The 20,735-nt window shown below is 70.2% G+C and carries 20 protein-coding genes and 1 tRNA gene; 11 read left to right on the forward strand and 10 right to left on the reverse strand.

The window, feature by feature from the left end; all coding sequences use genetic code 11:
* Position 1: 1 nt before the first annotated feature.
* Both QSJ30_RS12615 and QSJ30_RS12620 read left to right on the forward strand, forming a co-directional pair.
* The gene (locus QSJ30_RS12615; protein WP_285609788.1) at positions 2-160 is read left to right on the forward strand and encodes a hypothetical protein; all 159 of its coding nucleotides are present in this window, start codon (positions 2-4) and stop codon (positions 158-160) included.
* A gap of 66 nt (positions 161-226) precedes the next feature.
* A tRNA-Val gene (locus QSJ30_RS12620) sits at positions 227-301 on the forward strand.
* A 271-nt stretch (positions 302-572) separates the two neighbouring features.
* On the opposite strand, the gene QSJ30_RS12625 is transcribed toward QSJ30_RS12620, so the two are convergent.
* From QSJ30_RS12625 to QSJ30_RS12635, 3 genes are all read right to left on the reverse strand, one after another.
* Entirely contained in the window at positions 573-797 is a 225-nt protein-coding gene (locus tag QSJ30_RS12625; protein ID WP_285609790.1) for a hypothetical protein, read from the reverse strand.
* A gap of 278 nt (positions 798-1,075) precedes the next feature.
* On the reverse strand, positions 1,076-4,126 hold the full coding sequence (locus QSJ30_RS12630; protein ID WP_285609792.1) for a BamA/TamA family outer membrane protein: 3,051 nt from the start codon (positions 4,124-4,126) through the stop codon (positions 1,076-1,078).
* A 4-nt stretch (positions 4,127-4,130) separates the two neighbouring features.
* Complete coding sequence (locus QSJ30_RS12635; protein WP_285609794.1) at positions 4,131-4,460, reverse strand: STAS domain-containing protein; 330 nt, start codon at positions 4,458-4,460, stop codon at positions 4,131-4,133.
* 167 nt (positions 4,461-4,627) lie between these two features.
* Between QSJ30_RS12635 and ispG the strand changes: the two genes are divergently transcribed.
* From ispG to ric, 4 genes are all read left to right on the forward strand, one after another.
* Positions 4,628-5,734, forward strand: coding sequence for a flavodoxin-dependent (E)-4-hydroxy-3-methylbut-2-enyl-diphosphate synthase (gene ispG, locus QSJ30_RS12640; RefSeq protein ID WP_285609795.1), 1,107 nt, complete (start codon positions 4,628-4,630; stop codon positions 5,732-5,734).
* 73 nt (positions 5,735-5,807) lie between these two features.
* Complete coding sequence (gene yidD / locus QSJ30_RS12645; protein WP_420798796.1) at positions 5,808-6,032, forward strand: membrane protein insertion efficiency factor YidD; 225 nt, start codon at positions 5,808-5,810, stop codon at positions 6,030-6,032.
* 41 nt (positions 6,033-6,073) lie between these two features.
* The gene (locus QSJ30_RS12650; protein ID WP_285609799.1) at positions 6,074-8,533 is read left to right on the forward strand and encodes an SIS domain-containing protein; all 2,460 of its coding nucleotides are present in this window, start codon (positions 6,074-6,076) and stop codon (positions 8,531-8,533) included.
* A 140-nt stretch (positions 8,534-8,673) separates the two neighbouring features.
* Positions 8,674-9,390: an iron-sulfur cluster repair di-iron protein gene (ric, locus tag QSJ30_RS12655; RefSeq protein WP_285609801.1), complete on the forward strand. Its 717-nt coding sequence runs from the start codon at positions 8,674-8,676 to the stop codon at positions 9,388-9,390.
* A gap of 13 nt (positions 9,391-9,403) precedes the next feature.
* Here ric and QSJ30_RS12660 read toward each other — a convergent pair whose 3' ends face one another.
* Positions 9,404-9,622, reverse strand: a complete 219-nt coding sequence (locus QSJ30_RS12660) for a hypothetical protein (RefSeq protein ID WP_285609802.1) — start codon at positions 9,620-9,622, stop codon at positions 9,404-9,406.
* Positions 9,623-9,667: 45 nt separating this feature from the next.
* Between QSJ30_RS12660 and QSJ30_RS12665 the strand changes: the two genes are divergently transcribed.
* Positions 9,668-10,414, forward strand: coding sequence for a lysophospholipid acyltransferase family protein (locus QSJ30_RS12665; RefSeq protein ID WP_285609804.1), 747 nt, complete (start codon positions 9,668-9,670; stop codon positions 10,412-10,414).
* Between the two features lie 6 nt (positions 10,415-10,420).
* Here the strand turns inward: QSJ30_RS12665 and QSJ30_RS12670 are convergent, their stop codons facing one another.
* On the reverse strand, positions 10,421-12,952 hold the full coding sequence (locus QSJ30_RS12670; RefSeq protein ID WP_285609806.1) for a serine/threonine-protein kinase: 2,532 nt from the start codon (positions 12,950-12,952) through the stop codon (positions 10,421-10,423).
* Between the two features lie 82 nt (positions 12,953-13,034).
* On the opposite strand from QSJ30_RS12670, the gene QSJ30_RS12675 reads away from it, so the two are divergent.
* A complete protein-coding gene (locus tag QSJ30_RS12675) occupies positions 13,035-14,600 on the forward strand; it encodes a sigma 54-interacting transcriptional regulator (RefSeq protein WP_285609808.1) in 1,566 nt (521 codons plus the stop codon).
* 29 nt (positions 14,601-14,629) lie between these two features.
* Complete coding sequence (locus tag QSJ30_RS12680) at positions 14,630-15,388, forward strand: YIP1 family protein (protein ID WP_285609809.1); 759 nt, start codon at positions 14,630-14,632, stop codon at positions 15,386-15,388.
* Here QSJ30_RS12680 and QSJ30_RS12685 read toward each other — a convergent pair.
* Together QSJ30_RS12685 and QSJ30_RS12690 are read right to left on the reverse strand one after the other, a co-directional pair.
* On the reverse strand, positions 15,366-16,037 hold the full coding sequence (locus tag QSJ30_RS12685) for an enoyl-CoA hydratase/isomerase family protein (RefSeq protein WP_285609811.1): 672 nt from the start codon (positions 16,035-16,037) through the stop codon (positions 15,366-15,368). The genes QSJ30_RS12680 and QSJ30_RS12685 overlap by 23 nt on opposite strands.
* Complete coding sequence (locus QSJ30_RS12690) at positions 16,034-16,915, reverse strand: tRNA (adenosine(37)-N6)-dimethylallyltransferase (RefSeq protein ID WP_285609813.1); 882 nt, start codon at positions 16,913-16,915, stop codon at positions 16,034-16,036. Before QSJ30_RS12690 ends, QSJ30_RS12685 begins: the two co-directional genes overlap by 4 nt.
* Positions 16,916-17,019: 104 nt before the next feature.
* Between QSJ30_RS12690 and QSJ30_RS12695 the strand changes: the two genes are divergently transcribed.
* Positions 17,020-17,415: a hypothetical protein gene (locus QSJ30_RS12695; protein WP_285609814.1), complete on the forward strand. Its 396-nt coding sequence runs from the start codon at positions 17,020-17,022 to the stop codon at positions 17,413-17,415.
* On the opposite strand, the gene QSJ30_RS12700 is transcribed toward QSJ30_RS12695, so the two are convergent.
* On the reverse strand, positions 17,412-17,747 hold the full coding sequence (locus QSJ30_RS12700; protein ID WP_285609817.1) for a hypothetical protein: 336 nt from the start codon (positions 17,745-17,747) through the stop codon (positions 17,412-17,414). The two genes, QSJ30_RS12695 and QSJ30_RS12700, sit on opposite strands and share 4 nt — an antisense overlap.
* Positions 17,744-18,529 carry an NRDE family protein gene (locus tag QSJ30_RS12705; protein WP_285609819.1) on the reverse strand — a complete coding sequence of 262 codons (786 nt, stop codon included), beginning with the start codon at positions 18,527-18,529 and terminating at the stop codon, positions 17,744-17,746. The genes QSJ30_RS12700 and QSJ30_RS12705 overlap by 4 nt, the downstream gene beginning before the upstream one ends.
* Positions 18,530-18,594: 65 nt before the next feature.
* Between QSJ30_RS12705 and QSJ30_RS12710 the strand changes: the two genes are divergently transcribed.
* Positions 18,595-19,299 (forward strand): hypothetical protein, encoded by a 705-nt coding sequence (locus QSJ30_RS12710; protein ID WP_285609821.1) that lies wholly within the window; start codon positions 18,595-18,597, stop codon positions 19,297-19,299.
* A 7-nt stretch (positions 19,300-19,306) separates the two neighbouring features.
* Here QSJ30_RS12710 and purF read toward each other — a convergent pair whose 3' ends face one another.
* A complete protein-coding gene (gene purF / locus QSJ30_RS12715; protein WP_285609823.1) occupies positions 19,307-20,677 on the reverse strand; it encodes an amidophosphoribosyltransferase in 1,371 nt (456 codons plus the stop codon).
* Between the last annotated feature and the right edge of the window lie 58 nt (positions 20,678-20,735).

The raw sequence follows: 20,735 nt of genomic DNA on the forward strand, positions 1-20,735 counted from the left end.
CATGACCACCCACACCCACCCCCATCCTCATGGTCATGCCCATTTCCATCCGCAGGTGCCCCTGACGCGGTTCGCCTTAGATCATCCCTACGCCGCCGAATGGACCCTGGTGATCCTCGGCACCCTGGCCGCCCTGCTGCTCTGGTACTGGAACCGCTGAAACGACCTGCCACCCCGCCTGGAGGCTCGACAGCCGCCCCCGTTCCGCTAGAATGGAGTTTCGCGCTGGCGCGTAGCTCAGGGGTAGAGCACTACCTTGACACGGTAGGGGTCGGCGGTTCGAGACCGCCCGCGCCAACCAAGATCGGCCGCCGAAAGGCGGCCTTTTCTGTATCTCCAATCGCGCGGTCTCGGACCGCCGAGAAGCAGCGGCGGCCCGGTAGCGGCCCGGCGGAGGCGCTCCAGTGGAGCGCCGGAGACGCTTGGCCGCGGGGCCAGCCGCGCGCCGGTTCGAGACCGCCCGCGCCAACCAAGATCGGCCGCCGAAAGGCGGCCTTTTCTGTATCTCCAATCGCGCGGTCTCGGACCGCCGAGAAGCAGCGGCGGCCCGGTAGCGGCCCGGGTGGAACCGATCAGGCCCGGGTCATGGCCTGGCCGCTCTTCGCGATGACCTTGTCGGCGGCGGCCTGGATCTGGCTGCGGGACTCCGCGTCATGGAGGCCAGTGGCCAGGTCGCGGAGCGCCAGCGCAATGAGGATCTGGGTGGTGGGGCGCTTCCCCCACTCGGGGTCCTCCCAGTGGCCATGGAACCAGTCCGTCAGGCGAAGCAGGAAATCCAGGGCGGCTTTGGACAACATGGGGTCCTCCTGAAACCGGGTTGCCAGTGGGACGCCGCCATGGCCGCAACCCATTCGCGACAGCGGCGATTGGAGATCCGGACCACCCAAACCCAGGCAACTGGTCCTGGATGGATCCAGAACGAAGGCCGCCAATATGGGTCCCTGCTCAGACCTGAGAAGAAAAAACAGGTGAACGGTCGTTTTTGGGCTCCCAGCGGTAGAGGTCACCCTTCCCGGGTGGAACCACGCCCGGGGGACTGCCCTCCCGCTTCAACGGCCCGGAGCCTGGCCATCCCTCAGAACTGGAACCCCGCCGAGATCAGCAGGCTCTTCAGCTGGGTATCGCGCTCTTCCTCGCTGCGGGGGCGGCCGATGATGCGCTTCCAGTCGGCGGCGTACTCCAGCTTGAGGGGGAAGCCCAGCTTCAGGATGATGCCGACGCCCAGGGTGGTGCGGAGCGCCGGAAACCTCGACAGGGCATCCTTCTCAGGATTCAGGCTGCGGTAGACCTGGCCGCTGTCGGCGAAGACCTCGGCCCACACGCTCTGCATGCCGAAGAAGGGGAAGCGGTATTCCAGGTTCATGACCACCAGGGCCTGGCCCCCCAGCGGGATGGGATGGGCGAGCTTGTTGCCCAGCGAGTCCGTGCGCTGGATGTCCCCCAGCATGTCCGGCTCCACGCCGCGCACCGTGAAGGAGCCGCCGCCGAAGAACCGCTCGGACAGCGGCAGATCCTTGGCGGACTGCGCGGTGGGCCGGGCGAGCCCCAGGCGGGCGCTGACCATGAAGACGCCGTGCTCCGCGTGGAAGCCCACGGGCCAGTTCCACTGGTGGCGCAGGTCCAGCTTCACGAAGCTGCTGTTGGTGGAGGTCCCGAACACCTGGTTGGCCAGCTCCAGCCGCCCCAGGAAGAAGGTGCCCTGGGTGGGATCGTAGGGCCGGTCCCGGCGGTCCACCACCACCTGGAGGTAGGGCGCGGAGATGATGCTCCGGGCCGGGGTCCGCGCCAACAGGAAGAGATCCTGGTCGGCGAGCAGCGGCACGCCGTCGCTGTCCGTGTTGGAGGCCACCTCGACCCGCTCGAAGCGGTAGCCGAACTGGACCACCTGCACGGGGCTGATCTTCCATTCCAGGCTCGGCGTGAACCGCCGGCGACGGGCGAAGAAGGCGGCCTGGGCCTCCTCGATGTAGGCGCCCTCGACCCGGAAGCGTGTGCGGGGCGCCAGCAGGGAATCCAGCGACCCGGGAAGGAACCAGGGATCGGTGTAGCCGATGCTGTAGCTGTCCACGGACCGCTTGATGTCGCCGGTGGGGAAGGCCCGCCGCAGGAAGGGGCTGTCGAGGGTCTGGTCCCCGGCCCGCAAGCCGAAATCCAGGGACCGCCCCATGCCGCCCACGTTCAGGCGCTGGGCGTTCAGCCCGAAGTGATAGCCCTGCGTGTTGTCATAGCCGAACGATTCGGTGAACACCCAGGGATTCCGCTCCTGTAGGCGCAGACCCAGATCCCCGCGCTGCCAGGGCTCCTTCTCCTGGCCGGGGAGGTCCTTCAGGGTGAGCAGGTCCACCCGCTGGAAGGCCCCGAGTCCGCCGAGCTGGACCTGGCTCTCGTCCAGCTTCGCGGGATCCAGCGGCACACCCGCGGCCAGCCCGGTTTCACGCAGCACCGCCTCGGCGCGCGTCCGGTCGCTGCCCTGCACCACCAGCCGCCGCGTGCGGTCCAGGGGCTGCGTGGGCACCTGGAAGCGCACCACGGGCTGGGTTTCGTCGTCCTCGAAGGCGAGCTTCACCTTGGGGTTGGCCGAGCCCGCCGAGGAAAGGCGCTGGCGCAGGTCGGAGACCACCAGGGCCAGGTCGTTCCGGACCAGGGGCAGGGCGGGCTTGAAGGTCAGGCGGGCCCCTTCGGGCGTGGTCTCGAGGGTGCCCTCAAAGCCCTGGAGGTGGCGCCGGTCCGAGCGATAGCGGGAGGTGCCGCGCACGGCCACGGGGTGGTCCGACAGCGCCAGCAGCAGGCTCTGCGCCAGGCGATCCCTGGGAAAGGCGGGGTCCGGCGGAAGCTCCAGCACCAGGGCATCCAGGAAGCGCCGCTGCCCTTCCCGGATGATGAGGCGCACCTCCACCGCGTCGCCCTTGACACCCTCCACGCGGCGGCGCACCCGCACCTCGGGGAAGCCCCTCTGGAGGTAGTAGGCCGTGAGGCGGTCCTCCAGGGCCTTCATGGCCTCGGCCTTGGCGTGGGGCGGCAGGAGGAGGAACCGCCTGGGGAGGCGCACGGCCTTCTGCAGTTCCTCTTCGGACAGCTCCCGGTTCCCCTCGAAGCGCACCACTCCCAGGACCCGCCGGGGACCGCGGACCACCGTGTAGGTGACGGTCACAGCCTCGGGCCGCTCCGCGGTGCCCGCGGTCACGACGCGGTCGTGGGATACCTGGACCTCGGGATAGCCCTGATCGCGGTAGTAGGCGGCGATCCGGCCCTCACCCTCCTCCAGGAGGCTCGGCGCGTAGCGCTCCGCCCGGGCCAGGGGCACGAACTCCGACAGCCGCGGCCGGCCCCACAGCGGGCCGAGCAGGGGCATGCCCTTGGCCTTCAAGGTGACCTTCGGCCCCGGCCGGACTTCCAGGAGGAGGGCGCTGCCATCCCCCTCGACGGGAGCGAGGCGGATGAAGCCCTCCATGCGCCGGTCCTTCACCAGCCGCTGGCGCAGGCGGCGCTGGGCCTCCCGCTGGACCAACGGCGTCCAGTGCGTGCGGCCGGGCGCGATGCCCGCGGTCTTCAGCAGGGATTCCCGGGTGTAGGGCGCGGGGTCCCCCTCGAGGCGCACCTCCCGGATGATCCTGGGCGGGCCGAGCGTGAGCGCCAGCCTCAGCTGCCGCCCTCCCGCCTCCACGGTCGCCTTCACGTCGGCCTGACGATACCCGGCCTCCCGCAGACGCTGCTCGATGCTGCGCTCCAGGGCCGCCAGGTGCTGGGGCCCCAGACGCTGGCCCTTCCTCAGATCCGGCAGCAGGGTCTTGCGGAGGTCCCCGGGCAGGGGGTCCCCCTCCCAGCGCCACCCCGCCACCGGGGCCAGCGGTTCCAGCCGCAGGAGGATCTCGCCGTTCCCGCCGAAGGTCCCGTCCACCGTGCGATAGCGATCCACCAGGCGCACCGCCGCCAGGGCCTGCGGGAAGCCCGCCGGGTCCACCGCCTGGCCCACCTTCCAGCCGAGCGCGGCCTCCGCGAAGCGCCGGTCATCCTCGTCGCCGCCCACCACCTGGATGGAGGTGACTGTGCGGAGCGACACAGCCTCCTGGCCCGCGGCGGAAACCAGGGCCAGGAGGCTGCATCCGAAGGCGGCGCGGAGACGCACCGCGCTAGAAGCCCGCGAGGGCCTCGTCCTCGGTGTCGGTCACCTGGAAGACCGAGTGCAGACTGGTCATCTTGATGAGGCTGAAGATCTTGGAGCTCATGCCGCAGATGCGCAGCTCGCCGCCCTTGCCCTTGATCGAGGTGTAGCAGCCCACCAGCTCGCCCACGCCTGACGAATCCAGGTAGCTCACCTTGCTGAAGTTGATGACGATCTTGCGGGAGCCGTTGGTGAGCGAGGTGCGGACGGCCTCCCCCAGCTCCTGGTCGCCGTCGCCCAGGGTGATCTTCCCCTCGGGGTAGAGGATCAGCACATCGTTGTGATTTCGAGTGTTCATGATCATGGGGACCTCGGGTGAGCGGCCAGTGTAGCAAGGCTGCCAAGGCCCCGCGCAACCCACTCCTGCCTGGAATCCTCCGGCATGGATTCCCTTCCCCGGAAAACCGGCGTCCCCCGGGCCGTTTCATAGGTGGGTACACTGGAATCTTTGAAGTCCGAGGCCCCATGTCCGATCAGGAACTCCAGCCCCTCGCCCCCCGCCGGAAGACCCGCCAGATCCTGGTGGGCAAGGTTCCCGTGGGCGGGGATGCCCCCATCAGCGTCCAGAGCATGACCAAGACGGACACCCGGGACGTCGAAGCCACCGTCAACCAGATCTACGGCTACGCCAACGCCGGCTGCGAGATCGTGCGCGTGAGCGTCCCCACCAAGAAGGCTGGCGAGGTCTTCCACGAGATCTGCGACCGAAGCCCCATCCCCGTGGTGGCCGACATCCACTTCGACTACCGGCTGGCGCTGGTGGCCGCGGATGGCGGCGCCGCCTGTCTGCGCATCAATCCCGGCAACATCGGCGGCCAGGACCGGGTGAAGGCCGTGGTGGACAAGGCCGGATCCAAGGGAATTCCGATCCGCATCGGCGTCAACGGCGGCAGCCTGGAGAAGGATCTGCTCGAGAAGTTCGGCACGGCCACCCCCGAAGCCATGGTGGAGAGCGCCCTGCGCCACATTGACGTCCTGGAGCGCGAGAGTTTCCGGGACATCAAGATCAGCCTCAAGGCCAGCGACGTGGTCCGCACCGTGCAGGCCTACCGCCTGCTGGCCAAGCAGGTGGACTACCCCTTCCACCTGGGCATCACGGAGGCCGGTACGCCCTTCGGCGGCACCATCCGCTCCAGCGTCGGGATGGGCATCCTGCTGGCCGAGGGCCTGGGCGACACCATCCGCGTCTCGCTGACCGGCGACGGCGAGGACGAGTGCCGCGTGGGCCACGAAATGTTGCGGGCCCTGGCCCTGCGCTCCGGCGGCTTCCGCATGGTGAGCTGCCCCAGCTGCGGCCGGGTGCAGATCGACCTGAATCGCGTGGCGAACGAGATCGAGGAGGGCCTGAAGGCCATCAACCACGAGAACATCACCTACGCCGTCATGGGCTGCGTGGTGAACGGGCCTGGCGAAGCCAAGGACGCCGATCTCGGCGTGGCCGGCGGCGCCGGCGAGGGCCTCATCTACCGCAAGGGCGAGCTCATCCGGAAGGTGAAGGAGGAGGACCTTGTCCCCGCCTTCCTGGAGGAGGCCCGCAAGGTCAAGGCCGAAGCGGATGCGGCGAAGGCCTAGGGCGTTGGACTGGCTGGCGGCCCACCCCCTGGCGGCCATCGCGGCCTTCCTGGTGCTGGAGGCCTGCCTGCCCGTGCGCTTCCAGCCCACGGCCTGGATCTGCCGGGGCGCCATCCGCGCCTATCAGGCCACGCTGTCGGGCCACCTGCCCACCCAGTGCAAGTTCACGCCCACCTGCAGCCACTACGGCCTGGGCTGCATCCAGAAGTACGGCACCCTGCGGGGCGGCCTGCTCACCACCTGGCGGCTCATCCGCTGCTCGCCGCTGACGAGCGGGGGCAGCGACCCCGTTCCCTAACCGGCGATTCCATCCGAGGATGAAGGGTTGGAGGTCCCACCGTGTGCGGAATCGTGTCGCTTTGCTATGGATCAGACGTCGCCGCCATGGGGCACGAGGCCGGTGAGCTGCTGAAGCGGCTGGAATACCGCGGGTACGACTCCACGGGCGCGGCCTTCATCAGCGGCGACGGCGCCATCACGCTCCTCAAGCAGGTGGGCGCCCCCAGCCGCGTCGTGCCCGAGCTGGGCATCGACCGGCGGGCCGGCCAGCGCTTCATCGGCCAGGTGCGCTGGGCCACCTACGGCGCGGTCTCGGACATCAACAGCCAGCCCCATCACGTGCGCTGCAAGGTGGAGATGGTGGGCGCCCACAACGGCAACATCTCCAACACGGATGCGCTGAAGCCCGCCCTGACGGCCCAGGGCCACGCCGTGGTCTCCGACAACGACGGCGAGATGATCACCCACCTCACCGAACATGCCTATGCCGCCAACCTGGCCAGCCCCGCGCCGGCCCTCGCGACCTGCCGCGCGGCCTATGCCGCCGCCGGGCTGGGCGCGGCCATTCCGGACGGCGCCTTCCTCTTGATGGACGCCGCCCGCCAGGCAGATGCCCGCGCGGAGGGCTCCTACGCCGCCGCCTTCGCGGATCCCAGGGTGCCCGGCGTGGTGGCGGTGAAATCCGGCTCTTCGCTCTATGCGGGCATCGGCAGCGATGCCCATGGTGACTTCGTGGTGGTGTCGAGCGACCTCACCTCCGTGCTTTCGAAGACGCGCCTGCTCATCCCGCTGGCCGAAGGCGAGGGCATCTGGTTCACCGAGCGCGAGTACCTGATCTTCACCCTGGGCCGGGACCTCGCGTTCTCCCTGCCCCGCCCCAAGCGCTCCAAGCTCAATGTGCGCGACACCGGCCTCCGGGCCCCGTTCCGCTACTTCATGGAGCAGGAGATCGCCTCGACGCCGGACAACCTGGACGAGGTGCTGCGGTACTACTTCCGCAGCCCCGAGACCGAGGGCCTGTTCGCCGCCTTCGAGGACCGCCAGGACCTCTGCAAGGCGCTGGTGGGCAAGGTGCTGGCGCTGTACGAGGCCGAGGGGGAGGCGGCCCTGACGAAGGCCTTTGCGGCCCTGCTGGCGGATCCGGTCCACCGGGAGCTGGCCGCCCGCGTGCAGCCCCATGCCGAGGTGCTGCGGGCCCACCGGGGCCAGCCCGTGTCCGACGAGCGGCAGCTGCTGGCGGACCTGGGCCGCCTGGATCCCCAGGCCCTGGAGGCCCTGGCCCTCTTCGACCTGCTGATCGTGTGGAAGAAGCGGCGCCGGGTGACGGGTCACCTCCAGGGCCTGGTGCAGGCCATCCGCGAGGCCCAGAAGGAGGGCGGCCGCGTCTTCCTGGTGGCCTCGGGCACCTCGTACCACGCGGCCCTCGTGGCCGGGACCTTCTTCAACAACCTGGCGGGGGTGGCTGTCTTCCCCTGCAACCCGGGCATCTTCCGGTCCATGTACCTGAACACGCTCCAGCCCCACGACCTCCTCCTCGGCATCACCCAATCCGGCGAGACCAAGGACCTGGTGGACATCTTCACGGACGTGCGCGCCCGCGTGCCCGCCCTGCGCCGCATCTCGCTGGTGAACAACGAGAACAGCCGCATCCCCCAGGAGCTGTCCGAGTTCTACCTCCCGATCCTCTGCGGCCCCGAGATCGCCGTGGCCGCCACCAAGAGCTTCCTCAACCAGGTGGCCATCCTCTATGTGCTGGCCGCCTCCTTCTCGCTCACGGAACGCAAGATCGCCGCGAACCTGGAGCGGGCCAAGGATCTCATCACCGAGACGCTGGCCATGGTCGAGGCCGATGTGGAGGAGGCTGCGAAGCGCCTCTACCTGGAGCCCTCGCTGCACATCCTGGGCACCGGCCTCATCGGCCTGGCCCGCGAAGGCGCCCTCAAGATCCGCGAGGTGGTGCTGAACCACGCTGAGGGCTACGACGCCGCCGAGTTCAAGCACGGGCCCAACACCATCCTCGGCAAGAACACCCTGTTCTCCATCCAGGACCTGGCGGGTCTGCTGGAGGTCTACGAGCAGCGCCGGGACGGCCGCCCCTTCGCCGGCGGCATCGAGGCCCTCCAGGCCTGGCCCGAGCTGGTGGAGACACGGTTCTCCAACTACCCCCTGCTCTTCGTGTGCCCCAGCGAGGAGCGCGACATCCGCATCACCATCAGCCAGATCCACACCCACAAGATCCGCGGCGCCGACATCCTGCTCATCGCGGAGAAGAACCCGGAGCTGGCGGCGGCCGTGTCCGGCCGGCCCATGGGCCAGGACCGCTACTGGTCCAAGTACCTCGAGGTGCCCTCCAGCGGCGACGCCAACCTCTTCGTGTTCGCGGCCACCGTGGCGCTCCAGCGCCTGGCCTTCCGCATGTCGGTCCTGAAGATGGAGTACCTGGACCGGCTGGCGGTGGCGGACCATGGCGTCCATCCGGACGCGCCCAAGAACGTCTCCAAGTCCATCACCGTGGATTAAGACAAGCAAAATAAGCACTTTGATTATGAGTTTCGAGTCATTAAAGAAAATCAGACCTTTTTAGTCAAGATGTGATTCCCCTCACGCCTCCCAGGCCCCATCTTGGAAGTCCCGGGGACGTTCCCCACCAAGGAGCCGACATGAACGTGGACCTGAACACCAAGGTGGGCGAGCTGGTGCTGGCCCGTCCCGAGACCATGCGCTATTTCGAACGACTGGGCATCGACTACTGCTGCGGCGGCCACCGCAGCCTCGAAGAGGCCTGCCGCGTGGCGAACCAGCCTCCGGCCGACATCCTCGAGGGCCTGGAGACACTGGAACCCTTCCAGGCGGGCATCCCCTCCCCCCGGGACTGGGCCCAGGCTCCCCTCGCGGATCTCACCCGGCACATCGTGGCCACCCACCACGACTACCTCCGGGAGGAGATGCCCCGGCTGGAGTTCCTGCTCGAGAAGGTGCTCCGGGCGCACGGGGAGCGGCACCCCGAGCTGCCGCGCGTGGGGGAGCTCTACCGGGCCCTGGTGGCCGACCTCATGCCGCACATGATGAAGGAAGAGCAGATCCTCTTTCCCTTCATCGGTCAGTTAGAGCAGGGTCTGTCGGGATCATCCTGCTTCGGCACCGTGCAGAGCCCCATCCGTGTCATGGAGCTGGAGCACGAGGCCGTGGGCGCCCTGCTGGTCGAGCTGCGCGAGCTCACCGGCGCCTACACCGTGCCCGCGGACGGCTGCGCCACCTTCCGCGCCCTCTATGACGGATTCCAGACCCTGGAAGAGGACCTGCACCTGCACATCTACCTGGAGAACCAGATCCTCCACCCCCGCGCCGTGGCCCTGGAGTCCAGCGTCCAGGCCTGATCCCCCTCGCGGATCAGTGCGCGTCCTCGAGACTCCACCGGTCCGTGCAGCCATGGCTTTCGACCACCTGGCGCGCCCTCCGCATGCGGAGGGTGTGCTGGACGGTCTGCATGACGGTGAAGAGCTGGTCGTGGATGCCCAGCCGCGCCAGATCCGCCGCCGTGAACCAGGTGACGCCGTCGTGGTCCTTCCGGGTGGTGTGGTCGGCCAGGATCTGCTCAGTGATGCCCACGGGAAACCTCCAGAACTGCTAGCTTGAATAGCACGGAGGGGCGTCGTGGCCAACTGGCGGAACACGGGATGGGGCGCGGTTGTGATGCTCATCTGGGGCGCCCTCCTGGTGCCGGCCGTCGTGATCGGCATCCTGCTGGCGGCCCCCTTCCTGGGACGGCGGCGCGCCTTCTTCACCATCGGGCCGATGTACGCCCGCGGCATGGCCTGGTTCTGCCACATCCCCTTCGTCCTCAAGGGATGGGAGCACCTGCCGGAGGCCATCCGGGACGGGCGCCAGCCCGTGATCTTCATGTCCAACCATGAAAGCCAGATGGACCCGCCGGTCCTCATCGGCGCCCTACCGCTGCCGGCGGTCTACATCGCCAAGAAGGAAGTGAAGTACCTGCCCTTCGTGGGCTGGGCGGCCTGGATCGCGGGGGTGATCTTCATCGACCGTGGCGACCGGGAGCGCGCCATCAAGAGCATCCGCGACGCGGCCGACGAGATCCGCGGCGGCAAGAGCGTGGTGATCTTCCCCGAAGGGACTCGCAGCCGGACCGGCGAGATGCTGCCATTCAAGAAGGGCGGCTTCGCCCTGGCCATCGATGCCGGTGTGCCCATCGTGCCCATGGCCACCGTGGGGGGCCGGGAGGTGCTCCCGCCGGGCAGCGCCCGCCTGCGTCCGGGCCGGTACGTGGTGGCGGTGGGCGAGCCCGTGGCACCCGCCACCCACGCGAACCGGGACGCGCTCATGACCGAGGTCCGCACCCGCATCCAGGCCCTCGTGGCCGAGGCCCGCGGCACCCAGTAGCGGGGCTCAGCGGAAGACGGGATCCTGCTGGGCCACCCGGCGCTTGCCCGGGTGCAGGCGGTCGGCCAGGTCCAGCAGGGCCCGGCCCTCCACGGCCCCCCCCAGCTTGGCGGCCGTGCGGGCCATGAAGTAGAGGTTCACGGAGAGCACCCGCTTCTCGTTGTGCTTCTTGGCGGCGAGGTCCGAGGCCAGGAGCCGCTGCCGGTAGGCTTCGAACACGGCCAGGGTCCCGGCGGCATCGCCCCGCACGGCCTTCTTCAAGCCCGCCAGGAGCTGCGTGCTGGAGTGGTCGGCGGGCCAGGCGCCCTCCAGCTCGCGCAGGTAGCCCTCGGCGGTCCCGAGGTCCTGGTGATCCCAGGCGGCATAGGCCATGAGGCTGCGCAGGACATTGGAACCTGGCACCTCGCGGAGCCCCGCCCGAAGCCGGATCTCGGCCTCCGGGGCGCGCCCCATCCACAGCAGGGCATCCGCGGCGGTGACGTAGGCGTACTCGGCGGCGGGCCGCAGGGCGATGGCGCGGTCGGCGTGCTGGAGGGCGAGCGGCAGCTCCCCCTCGTTCTGCAGCAGCACGCCGTAGCGGTGATGGGCCTGCCATCCCTCGGGGAACAGCGAGAGCGATTTCTCGAAGTAGCGGCGGGCGGCCTGGTGGTTGTCCTCCCCCTCCAGGCCGGCGAAGACGTCCGCCAGCACGTCGTAGGCCTTGTGGTCCGCCGGGTCGAGGCGCACCGCCTGGAGCGCCGAGCGGCTGGCCCCCTCCAGATCCCCCAGCCGGAGCAGGATCGAGCCGAGGGCCCGGTAGGCCTGGGAGGCGCTGGGGTCCAGGCTGATGGCCGCCTCGGCGGCGGCCTTCCCCTGGCGCAGCAGGACCTGGCCCTCATCGAAGCGCCCCTGGCTCAGGGCCCGGGTGGCGCCCAGCTCCGCCAGCGTCCAGGCGTACTCGGCCCGGGCAGGAGCGTAATCCGGTTCGATCTCGATGGCGGATTGCAGCAGCGAGTTGGCCAACCGGACCGACTCCTGGTTGCCGTCGGTAATGACCTGGAGGGCCTTGGTATAGAGTTCCCGCGTCCTCGGATTCTTGGCCTGGACCCGCAGGGAGCCGGGATCGCTGCCCAGGCCCATCTCCTGGGGCAGCCGCTGCTGCAGCTCGTCCTCCAGCTTGAGCAGGTCCGCGACGGGGCGGTCCAGCTGGAACTGGTGCCGCGTGGCCCCCTGGACCGCGTCCACCACCCGGACGCCCATGCGGAGCTGGCCACCCACCACCTGGTAGCTGCCGAGCACCAGCAGCTCGGCCTTGAGCTGGCGCCCCAGCTCGCCCAGGGCCTTCGGGGCCCGGCCGGGTGTATCGCCCAGCGCGTTCATGGCCTCCACCACCCGCAGGCGGTCCACCACCAGCAGGTCCTCGCGCCGGACGAGCCCGTAGGCCATGGCGTCCGCGAAGCTGTTGCTCAGCCAGGCATGCTCGGCATCCGGCTGGAGCTGTTCCAGGGGCAGGATGGCCACCACCCGCCGTCCCTTGGTGAAGTCCTCGCGCGAGGCCCGCCGGGCTTCGCCCAGGCCCGTGGCCAGCGTCCGGCGGATCAGGTAGGTTCCGAGCGCCGCCCCGCCGACCAGGACCACCGCGACGGAGGCCAGGAGCCACCGGCGCCGGGGCCGCTGGAGCCGCGCCACCGACAGGCTGAGGTGGGGCACGTTCGCGGTCTGGATGTCTTCTGAGAGCCCGGCCGCCAGGGCCTGCAGGTTGGGGAAGCGATCCTGGGCGGCCTTCGCCATCAGGCGGTGGATGGCGTCCCGGAGGGTGCGGGGGAGGTCGGGCCGGAGGTCGGCCAGGGCCTTCGGCTCGTCCCGCGTCACCGAATAGAGCGTGTCCACCAGACTGAGGCGGCGGAAAGGGTGGGTCCCCGAGGCCAGCTCGTAGAGCACCACCCCCAGGCTGAACTGGTCCGACTGGCCCGTGAGCGGCTGGCCGTTGGCCTGCTCGGGGCTCATGTAGGCGGGTGTGCCCTGGCTGTACCCCGGCGCGGTCCGCTCGACGAGGGTCATGTGGTGGGAGGTCTGCCCGAGGGGGAGGTCCTCGACGCCGCGGCGGGCGATGCCGAAGTCCAGGATCTTGAGCTGGCCGTCCTCCGTGAGGAGCATGTTCTCGGGCTTGATGTCGCGGTGGACGATGCCCTTCTGGTGCGCGTGGGAGAGAGCCGAGGCCGCCTGCCGGGCCAGGTCCTGCAGGGCGGCCCCGTCGAGGGGCCGGCCCACCAGGGCGCGGAGGGTGTCGCCCTCCACCAGCTCCATGGCGATGTAGGGCGTGCCGTCCACCTCACCGGCGTCGTAGATGTGGGCGATGTTCGGGTGGTTGAGCTGGCAGGCCAGCTTGGCCTCGCCGATGAGGGCCTTGCGCCGCAAGTCGTCCGCGTCCTTGAGGATCTTGAGGGCCACCTCGCGCTCGAGGCGGAGGTCCAGGGCCTTCCAGACCTCGCCCATGGCTCCCTCGCCCAGGCGGGTGAGCAGGCGGTAGGAGCCGAAGTGGGGGGCGTCGGGGGTCAAGCGTGTCCTTGCAGGTCCAGGAAGTATACCTTTCGGACTAGGACCCCGTTTAGGTATCGGACCGCTTGACCCGATTCTCGAAATGTCGAGAATCAAGCCGGAGGTGCCCGTGGCTGCGCCGGAGCTCGAGACCGCCCTCACCGGGGCCCGCCTGGTGGAAGAGGCGGGTGCCCTGCTCACCCTCGGGGAGGAACCGGAGCGCATGGTCGCCCACGCCTTCGAGCGCCTGGGCCAGCTGGTGCCCTATGACCTGGCCACGGTGCTGCTCCGCGAGGGCGAGGCCCTGCGGGTGGCCTACGCAGTGGGACCCCTGGCCACGCCCCAGCTCGCAGAGGCCCTCATCCCCATCCGGGGGAACCTGCGCCTCCTGCACGCTCTCAAGCCCCGCTCCAAACCCGCCACCTTCGAGGAGGATGATCCGGGCGAGGATACCTTCCACGGCCTGCTGGAGATGCCCCACGGCCACAGCTGCCTGGTGGCGCCGCTCCGCAGCCGGGGCGAGACCTTCGGCCTCATGACCCTCGACGCCATGGTCTGCCGCCAGTACCCCGAGAGCGTGCTGCACCATGTGGGCGTCTTCGCCTCGCTGCTGGCGCTGGGGATCAAGCAGGCCGAGCACCTGGCGCGGCTGGCGGAGCGGGAGCGCAGCCTGGCCGAGGAGGTCAGCTACTTCCGGGAGGTCCAGCGCCGCGACGTGCTGCAGGAGCCCCTGCGGGCTGAGAGCCCCGCCATGCGCGCCATCCTGGACCAGCTGCGCCAGGTGGCCGCCACGGTGGCCACGGTGCTCATCACGGGCGAGACCGGCACCGGCAAGGAGAAGGTGGCCCAGACCCTCCACCACCTCTCACCCCGCCGCGAGAAACCCTTCATCAAGGTGAACTGCAGCGCCCTGCCCGCCACGCTCATCGAATCCGAGCTCTTCGGCCACGTGAAGGGCGCCTTCAGCGGTGCGGCCGCGGCCCGCAAGGGAAGGTTCGAGCTGGCGGACGGCGGCACCCTCTTCCTGGACGAGATCGGCGACCTGCCCCTGGACCTCCAGCCCAAGCTGCTGCGCGCCATCCAGGAGAAGGAGATCGATCCCCTGGGCGCCGAGAAGTCCCGCAAGGTGGACGTGCGCCTCGTGGCCGCCACCCACACGGACCTGCGCAAGGCCGTGGCCGAGGGCCGGTTCCGCGAGGACCTCTTCTACCGGCTCAGCGTCTTCCCCATCCACCTCCCGCCCCTGCGCGAGCGGCCCGATGACATCCCCGCCCTGGCCGAGGCCTTCCTCGACCGCTTCGCCCGGGACAACCGCCGCCCCCCCATCCACCTGCCCCCATCCGTGCGGGACCAGCTGGAGGCCTACCCCTGGCCCGGCAATGTGCGGGAGCTCCACAACGTGCTGGAACGCGCCGCGATCCTCTCGGCGGGCCGCGAGCTGCGCCTGCCCCCGGGGGCCCTGCCCGGCCGGAGCGGCAGCGAGCGGACCGGGCGCCCCCTCACCTGGGCGGCCCAGGAGCACGCCTACCTGGAGCGCCTGCTCCACCACACCCGCGGCAAGATCGCCGGGGCGGACGGTGCCGCGGCCCTGGCCGGGCTGGCCCCCTCCACCCTGCTTTCGCGCCTGGAAAAGCTCGGCTTGAGCCCCAGGGACTTCCGCGGAGCGTGATAGGTTTGAGCGCATTCCCGGAGCGATGGATGAGCGAGACTGCCGGCCCCAACGACGCCCTGCCCCCGATCATCCCGCTGGATGAGCCGCCCTCCCCGCCGCCCCCGGCCTTCGCGCCGCCGCCGCTGGAGGCGCCGCCCCTCCGCCCCATCCCCTTCGAGGACCTCGAGGCCATCCCCGGCTTCTGGGCCCGGGTGGGCGCCATGTTCCGGCTGGTCTTCAGCAACCCCATGGAACTCTTCGACCGGGTGCCCGCCACCGAGGGCCTCGGCGCACCCTGGCGCTTCCTGCTGCTGCTGTCGATCCCGGTTTTCCTCATCATGGCCCTCCTCTTCTTCTTCGTGGGCATGGGCATCATCCTCGCCGCCCTGGAACAGACCGGGAAAGGCGAAGGCCGGACCATCGCCGCCGTCATGCCCCTCATCTTCGGCGCCATCCTCCTGCTCATGCCGCTCTTCACCTTCCTGGGCATGCTCGTCGGAGGGTTGTTCAACCACGTCTTCCTCTGGATGTGGGGCGGCCTCAAGCCCGGCGCGGGATTGGGCCAGACCATCCGCGCCTACGGCTACGCCTCCGCCTTCATCCAGATCGGCGGACTGATCCCCTACATCGGCTTCCTGGTTCAGATCGCCGGCATGGTGGTCATCGGCATGGGCCTGGCCCGCATGCACAAGACCGACACCTGGCGGGGCGTCTGCGCGGCCCTGACCCCCCTCATCCTCCTCTGCTGCTGCGGCCTCATCGCGGCCATGGCCATTCCCGCGATCATCGCCGCTGCGGGACGGTAGACCCCAGCCACTCGAGAACCGCCGCCGACGCCACTTCAGGCTCGAGGACGCGCTGCACCGCCCCTGCGGCGAGCGCCTCGGCCGTGCCCCAGGTCTCGAAATGCCGGAAGAGGCGATCGGCGCCTTCGCGGCCCAGGAGCTCCGGCAGGCGCACCGTGCCTCCGAAGCCCGTGAGGATGCCGTGCTTCGCAGCAGGGTGGGCCAGGCGGAGGCCACCCTTCCCGGTGGTGGGCTCCGCGGCCACCGCCCAGCGCTCCTGGCCATGGAGGGCCAGGTCGCAGCCGCCGCCCATGGCCACGCCCGAGATCAAGGTGAGCGTGCGCCAGCCGGGCCAGAGCAGGTGTCCCATCACGCGCTGGCCCCGTCGGGCGAAGGGCTCCGCCGACACGGGATCCAGGGCGCCCACCTCGTGCAGATCCGCGCCCGCCGAGAAGTGATGGCCCCGTCCCGCCATCCAGCCGGCGTGGCTGAGGGCCACCCGGCGCACCCCGGCGGCGCGCAGCTCCATGAACAGGCGATCCAGCGCCACCAGCAGCTCGCTGTGCAGGCGGTTGAGGCCGTCGCCCGAGCGCAGTCCGATCCAGGCCCAGTCCGTGCCGCGCAGCAGGTCCAGGGAAGTGCGCCCCTCGTACCAGGCGACCAGTGTCATGGCAGCCCCAGGCGCGCGAAGGCCGCCGCCAGCGGCTCGGCGTCGGGATCCCAGGTAGGCGCGCCGGGCAACTGGTTGCGGAACCAGGTGGCCTGGCGCTTGGCGTAGGCCTGGGTCTCCTGCACCACCGTGGCCTGGATGCCGGCGGCCTCCCCATCCCCCATCCAGGCGGCGTAGCCCAGGGGCCGCAACGCCTGCAGGTCCGCGACATGGCCCGCGGCCACCAGGCCCCGCACCTCCTCTGGCCAGCCCGCCCGCACCTGGGCGGCCACCCGCGCCGCCACCCGCTCCCGCTGGCGCTCACGACCGGGCGCGACCACCAGGACCCGCCAACCAGCGGGAATGGCCGTATCCGGACCCGCCAGGAAGGTCGAAGGGGCCTGCCCGGTGCCCAGGTGCAGGGCCAGGGCCCGCTGGATCCTGGCGCTGTCGTTGGCATGCAGGGCCCCGGCCCGGGCCGGGTCCACCGCGGCCAGGTAGCGGTGCAGCACGGGCGCTCCCAGGGCGGAACCCCAGCGCCGCACCCGCTCCACCAGAGCCGCAGGCACCTCCGGCAGGTCACTGAGCTGATCCCAGATGCCCCGCAGATAGAGGCCGGATCCCGTCACCAACACGGGCTCACGACAGGCCGAGAGTCGCTCCCGCACCCAGGCCCCGAAGGCCTTGGGATTGGGACGGGTCGAGAGGGGCAGGTCGCCGTAGCCCAGGTGGGGCACGCCGCCCTGCTCGGCCGTGTCCGGCTGGCCCGTGCCGATGGCGAGGCCCGCGATGGCCTGGTAGGGATCGCCGTTCACCACGGCGCCCCCCACCCGGCGGGCCACGGCCACCGCCACGGCGGACTTGCCGGAGGCCGTGGGTCCGAGGATCGCGATGGGCATGGGTTAGAAGCTATCAGCTATCAGCTGTCGGCTGTCAGTGGAAGCAGGCGCCGATAGCTGATGGCCCCTGGGAACCTCCGTTCCAGTGACCTCATTCCAAAACCATGCGCGCCCTGCTTTGCATCTGCCTCGTCTCCGGCCTGATGGCTGGAGGGGCGCCCCATCCAGAGGCGCCGGAACCCGGGAAGGATCGCGCCTTCCTGTCCCGGATCCTGGGGGACAACGACGGCGGCACCCGGCCCTGGCGGACCTACAATCCCCCGGCGGAATCCGCCTCGGCGGTGGTGGAAGTGGTGGGGGAGCTGACGAAGGAGGAGCTGCGCCAGGTGGCCTTCCAGGAGTTCATCGTCTGGTTCCGGCAGGATCTCCGGCGCTTCCTCCGCTCCATCGGCGGCAACCTGCCCGAGCCGGTGAGCCTGGCCTCCGCCACCCTGCCCGTGGACCGCTTCGGCGGCAACCCCGTGCCCCGGAACGTGCCCCTGGTCCGGGCCAACTTCTAGTCCATCAGCCGCGGCAACAGCAGGGCGGCCTGGTCGCGGGCCAGGCGGGCGGCTTCCAGGGCGTTGCGGGCCGCGTCCTCCGGGGACTGGCGGGGCGTGAGCAGGGCCTCCAGCTGGCCCCGCAGCCTGGCGGTCTCGCCCTCGGGATCGGGCAGGTGGCGCTGGGCGGCCGTCTCAAAGACGGCCAGGAAGCACTGGATGGCATCGCAGGCGGCGGACACGATGGCGCCGCTGTGCCGGCGGTCGATGTCCAGGGCCAGGGCCGCGGCCAGAAAGCGCAGGCCGTCCTCGAAGCGGCCCTGGGAGGAGCTCGACGGCCCGGACCCGTTCATGGGACCCAGCCTTCGGCCCCGGGGGCCCACCGCGCATCCGTGCGGCCGGCCGACCGGCCGGCGGGGTCGAAGCGCCACTCGGTGAACCGTGCCGAGCCGTCCCGGCGGAGCGCGACCAGCGTCGAGCAGCGCGTGCCGTACGTGGGGCCGACGATGAAGGCCGGCGAGAGCCGGCGCTCCAGGTCGAGGCCCACGCCGGTGTCGGGCAGGTCCGCGTCGGGGGCAACCGCCCGGTCCGCCAGGGCGGCGAGGAGGGGCCCCTCGTCCCCATTCCCGGAGGCCACCCAGGCTTCCATGGCCCGGCGGAGCTTCTCGGTCTTCGGCCAGGGCGTGTCCAGGTCCGCATTTGACACCACATGCACCCCCGGCGGCACCGCCCGGGACACGAACCGCGGGTGGTTGTTCAGGTAGCGCAACTCGGACCCGTCCCAGAGCAGGAGGTTGAACCCGGCGAAAGCCATGGCCCCGGCCGCCACCTCCTCCGAGAAGGTCCGGGCCGCCTGGTCTCCCCGGACGAACCCCGACACCAGGGCCCCGCGGGAGGGCGCGCCCGGATCCGGAACCGCCATGCGCCTCACATTCGTGACGCAGGCCAGGCGGCCCCGCTGCGACAGGGCGAGCCAGCTGCCGCCCTGGGACAGATCGCGCCCGCCGAAGACGTCCGGGGCCTCCGCCCAGGGACCGGCCGGCGCCGTGGGGCGCGCGTGGTACTCATCGCGATTGGCGACGAGGAGGAGCTCGAAGTCCGGATGGGCGCGGTAGGCGAGCGCGATGAGACACATGGCTCACCATCATAGGCCCCATGCCCTCGGCTCAACCGCTGCCGGCGGAACCCGTATGCCTTCCCATGCGCCCTGCCCTCCCCTTCGCCATCCTGACCCTCTGCGGCTCTCTGCTCCAGGCCGACGGCCTCACGGACCTGAAAGCCGCCCTCAAGGGCCTGCCGGCCCCGGCGAAGGTGCGGGTGAAGGTCGAGTCCGAGAGCCTCGAACGGGAAGACGGGAAGGACAGTACCGAGCATCGGACCACCGTGGTGGAGGATGGGCCGGAGGGCACCCGCATCCTCGAGGACACCCGCCCGGCGGCAGCCCCTGCGAAGGCGAAGGGGAGCGCCAAGCCGGGAGCGGCGAAGAAGGGTTCCGGCGAATTCCACGATGATCTGCGACCCGCCGAGGGCCTCCTCGAACAGCTGGAGAAGGCGCGGCTGCTGGAGGAGAAAGCCGAGGCCTACGAGGGCCGGCCGGCCCGGCGGTTGAAGCTGGCCATGGACCTGGACCTGGATGCCGAGGCCCGCAGCCACCTGAAGAAGGCCGACTACGAGGCCACAGTCTGGATCGGCTCCGATGGCCTGCCCCTGGCCATGGTCCACCGCATCGAGATCAAGGCCCGGGTGATGCTCGTGGCCACCGTATGGACCAAGATCGACATCCGCCGCCGGTTCCAGCGCGCCCAGAACCGGCTGCTGGTGCTGGACGAGCAGGCGGACGTCCAGGGCTCGGCCCTGGGGAAGGCCTTCAGCGCGAAGGAGACGACCCGCTGCGCCGTGCTGTGAGCCCAGGCTAGGCCTTCGGTTCCGGCACCACCGGGTAGTCGCCGGTGAAGCAGGCGTAGCAGTACCCCTGCCCGTCATCGCCCATGCAGGCCTCGAGGTCCTTCAGATCGAGGTAGCCGAGGCTGTCGGCTTCCACGAAGCCCTCGATCTCCTTCAGGGACATGTACGAGGCGATGAGGTGCTGCCGCTTGGGGGTGTCGATGCCGTAGAAGCAGGAGTGCGTGGTGGGCGGGCAGGCGATGCGCATGTGCACCTCCTTCGCGCCGGCCTCGCGGACCATCTGCACGATCTTCTTGCTGGTGGTGCCGCGCACGATGCTGTCGTCCACCAGCACCACCCGCTTGCCCGCCAGCAGGTGGCGCACAGGGTTCAGCTTCACTTTCACGCCGAAGCTGCGGATGTTCTGCTTGGGCTCGATGAAGGTGCGGCCCACGTAGTGGTTGCGGATGATGCCGAAGTCGAAGGGGATGCCGGACTGCTCGGAGTAGCCGAGCGCCGCGCTCACGCCGCTGTCGGGGACGGGCACGATGAGATCCGCCTCCACGGGGTGGCGCAGGGCCAGCAGCCGCCCCATCTCGCGCCGGGCGACCATGACGCTCTTGCCGTACACCAGCGAGTCGGGCCGGGCGAAGTAGATATGCTCGAACACGCAGGGCTTCGGCTGGACCTTGGGCAGGGGGAAGACGGAGCGCAGCGGGCTGCCATCCCGGGGCACCACCACCATCTCGCCGGGGGCCACGTCGCGGATGTAGGCCGCGCCCACCAGGTCGAAGGCGCAGGTCTCGGAACTGAACACGGTGGTGCCGTTCATGTGCCCCATGGCCAGGGGCCTGAACCCGCGGGGATCCCGGGCGGCGATGAGGGTGTGCTCTGTGAGGACGAGCAGGGAGTAGGCGCCCTCGGCCTGGCGGAGGGCCGAGACCACCGCATCCTCCAGGGTGTCGGCCTGGGCCCGGTTGATGAGGGCCAGCAACACCTCGGAATCCGAGGGGCTGGTGAAGGTGTGGCCGTCGGCGATCAGGGCGGCGCGCAGCGTCTCGGTGTTGGTCAGGTTCCCGTTGTGGCAGAGGGCCACCTGGCCGAAGCGGCCGTGGATGAGGAAGGGGTGGGCCGCGGAGGCCACGTTGCCGCCGGTGGTGGAGTAGCGCGTGTGGCCGATGGCGGCGTCGCCGGGCAGGGAATCCAGCACGGCCTCGGAGAACACGTCCGCCACGTAGCCCAGGGCCTTGTGCAGGTGGAGCCCCGTCGCATCGCCGGAGCAGATGCCGGCGGCCTCCTGGCCCCGGTGCTGGAGGGCGTAGAGGCCCAGGTAGGTCTGCCGCGAAGCTTCCGTCTGGGGACAGATCCCGAATACTCCGCACTCGTCCCTGAACGGCATGATCCCTCCGAGCCTTTCAGGATAAACCCTGGGGGCCTGAAGCCCCAGCCCGGATGCC

This window comes from Geothrix edaphica, assembly GCF_030268045.1.
Taxonomy (GTDB): domain Bacteria; phylum Acidobacteriota; class Holophagae; order Holophagales; family Holophagaceae; genus Geothrix; species Geothrix edaphica.

Coding starts and splice junctions, on each gene's coding strand:
- QSJ30_RS12615 (WP_285609788.1), top strand. CDS start 2: ATGACCACCCACACCCACCCCCATCCTCATGGTCATGCCCATTTCCAT.
- QSJ30_RS12625 (WP_285609790.1), bottom strand. CDS start 797: ATGTTGTCCAAAGCCGCCCTGGATTTCCTGCTTCGCCTGACGGACTGG.
- QSJ30_RS12635 (WP_285609794.1), bottom strand. CDS start 4,460: ATGAACACTCGAAATCACAACGATGTGCTGATCCTCTACCCCGAGGGG.
- ispG (WP_285609795.1), top strand. CDS start 4,628: ATGTCCGATCAGGAACTCCAGCCCCTCGCCCCCCGCCGGAAGACCCGC.
- ric (WP_285609801.1), top strand. CDS start 8,674: ATGAACGTGGACCTGAACACCAAGGTGGGCGAGCTGGTGCTGGCCCGT.
- QSJ30_RS12675 (WP_285609808.1), top strand. CDS start 13,035: ATGTCGAGAATCAAGCCGGAGGTGCCCGTGGCTGCGCCGGAGCTCGAG.
- QSJ30_RS12680 (WP_285609809.1), top strand. CDS start 14,630: ATGAGCGAGACTGCCGGCCCCAACGACGCCCTGCCCCCGATCATCCCG.
- QSJ30_RS12685 (WP_285609811.1), bottom strand. CDS start 16,037: ATGACACTGGTCGCCTGGTACGAGGGGCGCACTTCCCTGGACCTGCTG.
- QSJ30_RS12690 (WP_285609813.1), bottom strand. CDS start 16,915: ATGCCCATCGCGATCCTCGGACCCACGGCCTCCGGCAAGTCCGCCGTG.
- QSJ30_RS12695 (WP_285609814.1), top strand. CDS start 17,020: ATGCGCGCCCTGCTTTGCATCTGCCTCGTCTCCGGCCTGATGGCTGGA.
- QSJ30_RS12700 (WP_285609817.1), bottom strand. CDS start 17,747: ATGAACGGGTCCGGGCCGTCGAGCTCCTCCCAGGGCCGCTTCGAGGAC.
- QSJ30_RS12705 (WP_285609819.1), bottom strand. CDS start 18,529: ATGTGTCTCATCGCGCTCGCCTACCGCGCCCATCCGGACTTCGAGCTC.
- QSJ30_RS12710 (WP_285609821.1), top strand. CDS start 18,595: ATGCGCCCTGCCCTCCCCTTCGCCATCCTGACCCTCTGCGGCTCTCTG.
- purF (WP_285609823.1), bottom strand. CDS start 20,677: ATGCCGTTCAGGGACGAGTGCGGAGTATTCGGGATCTGTCCCCAGACG.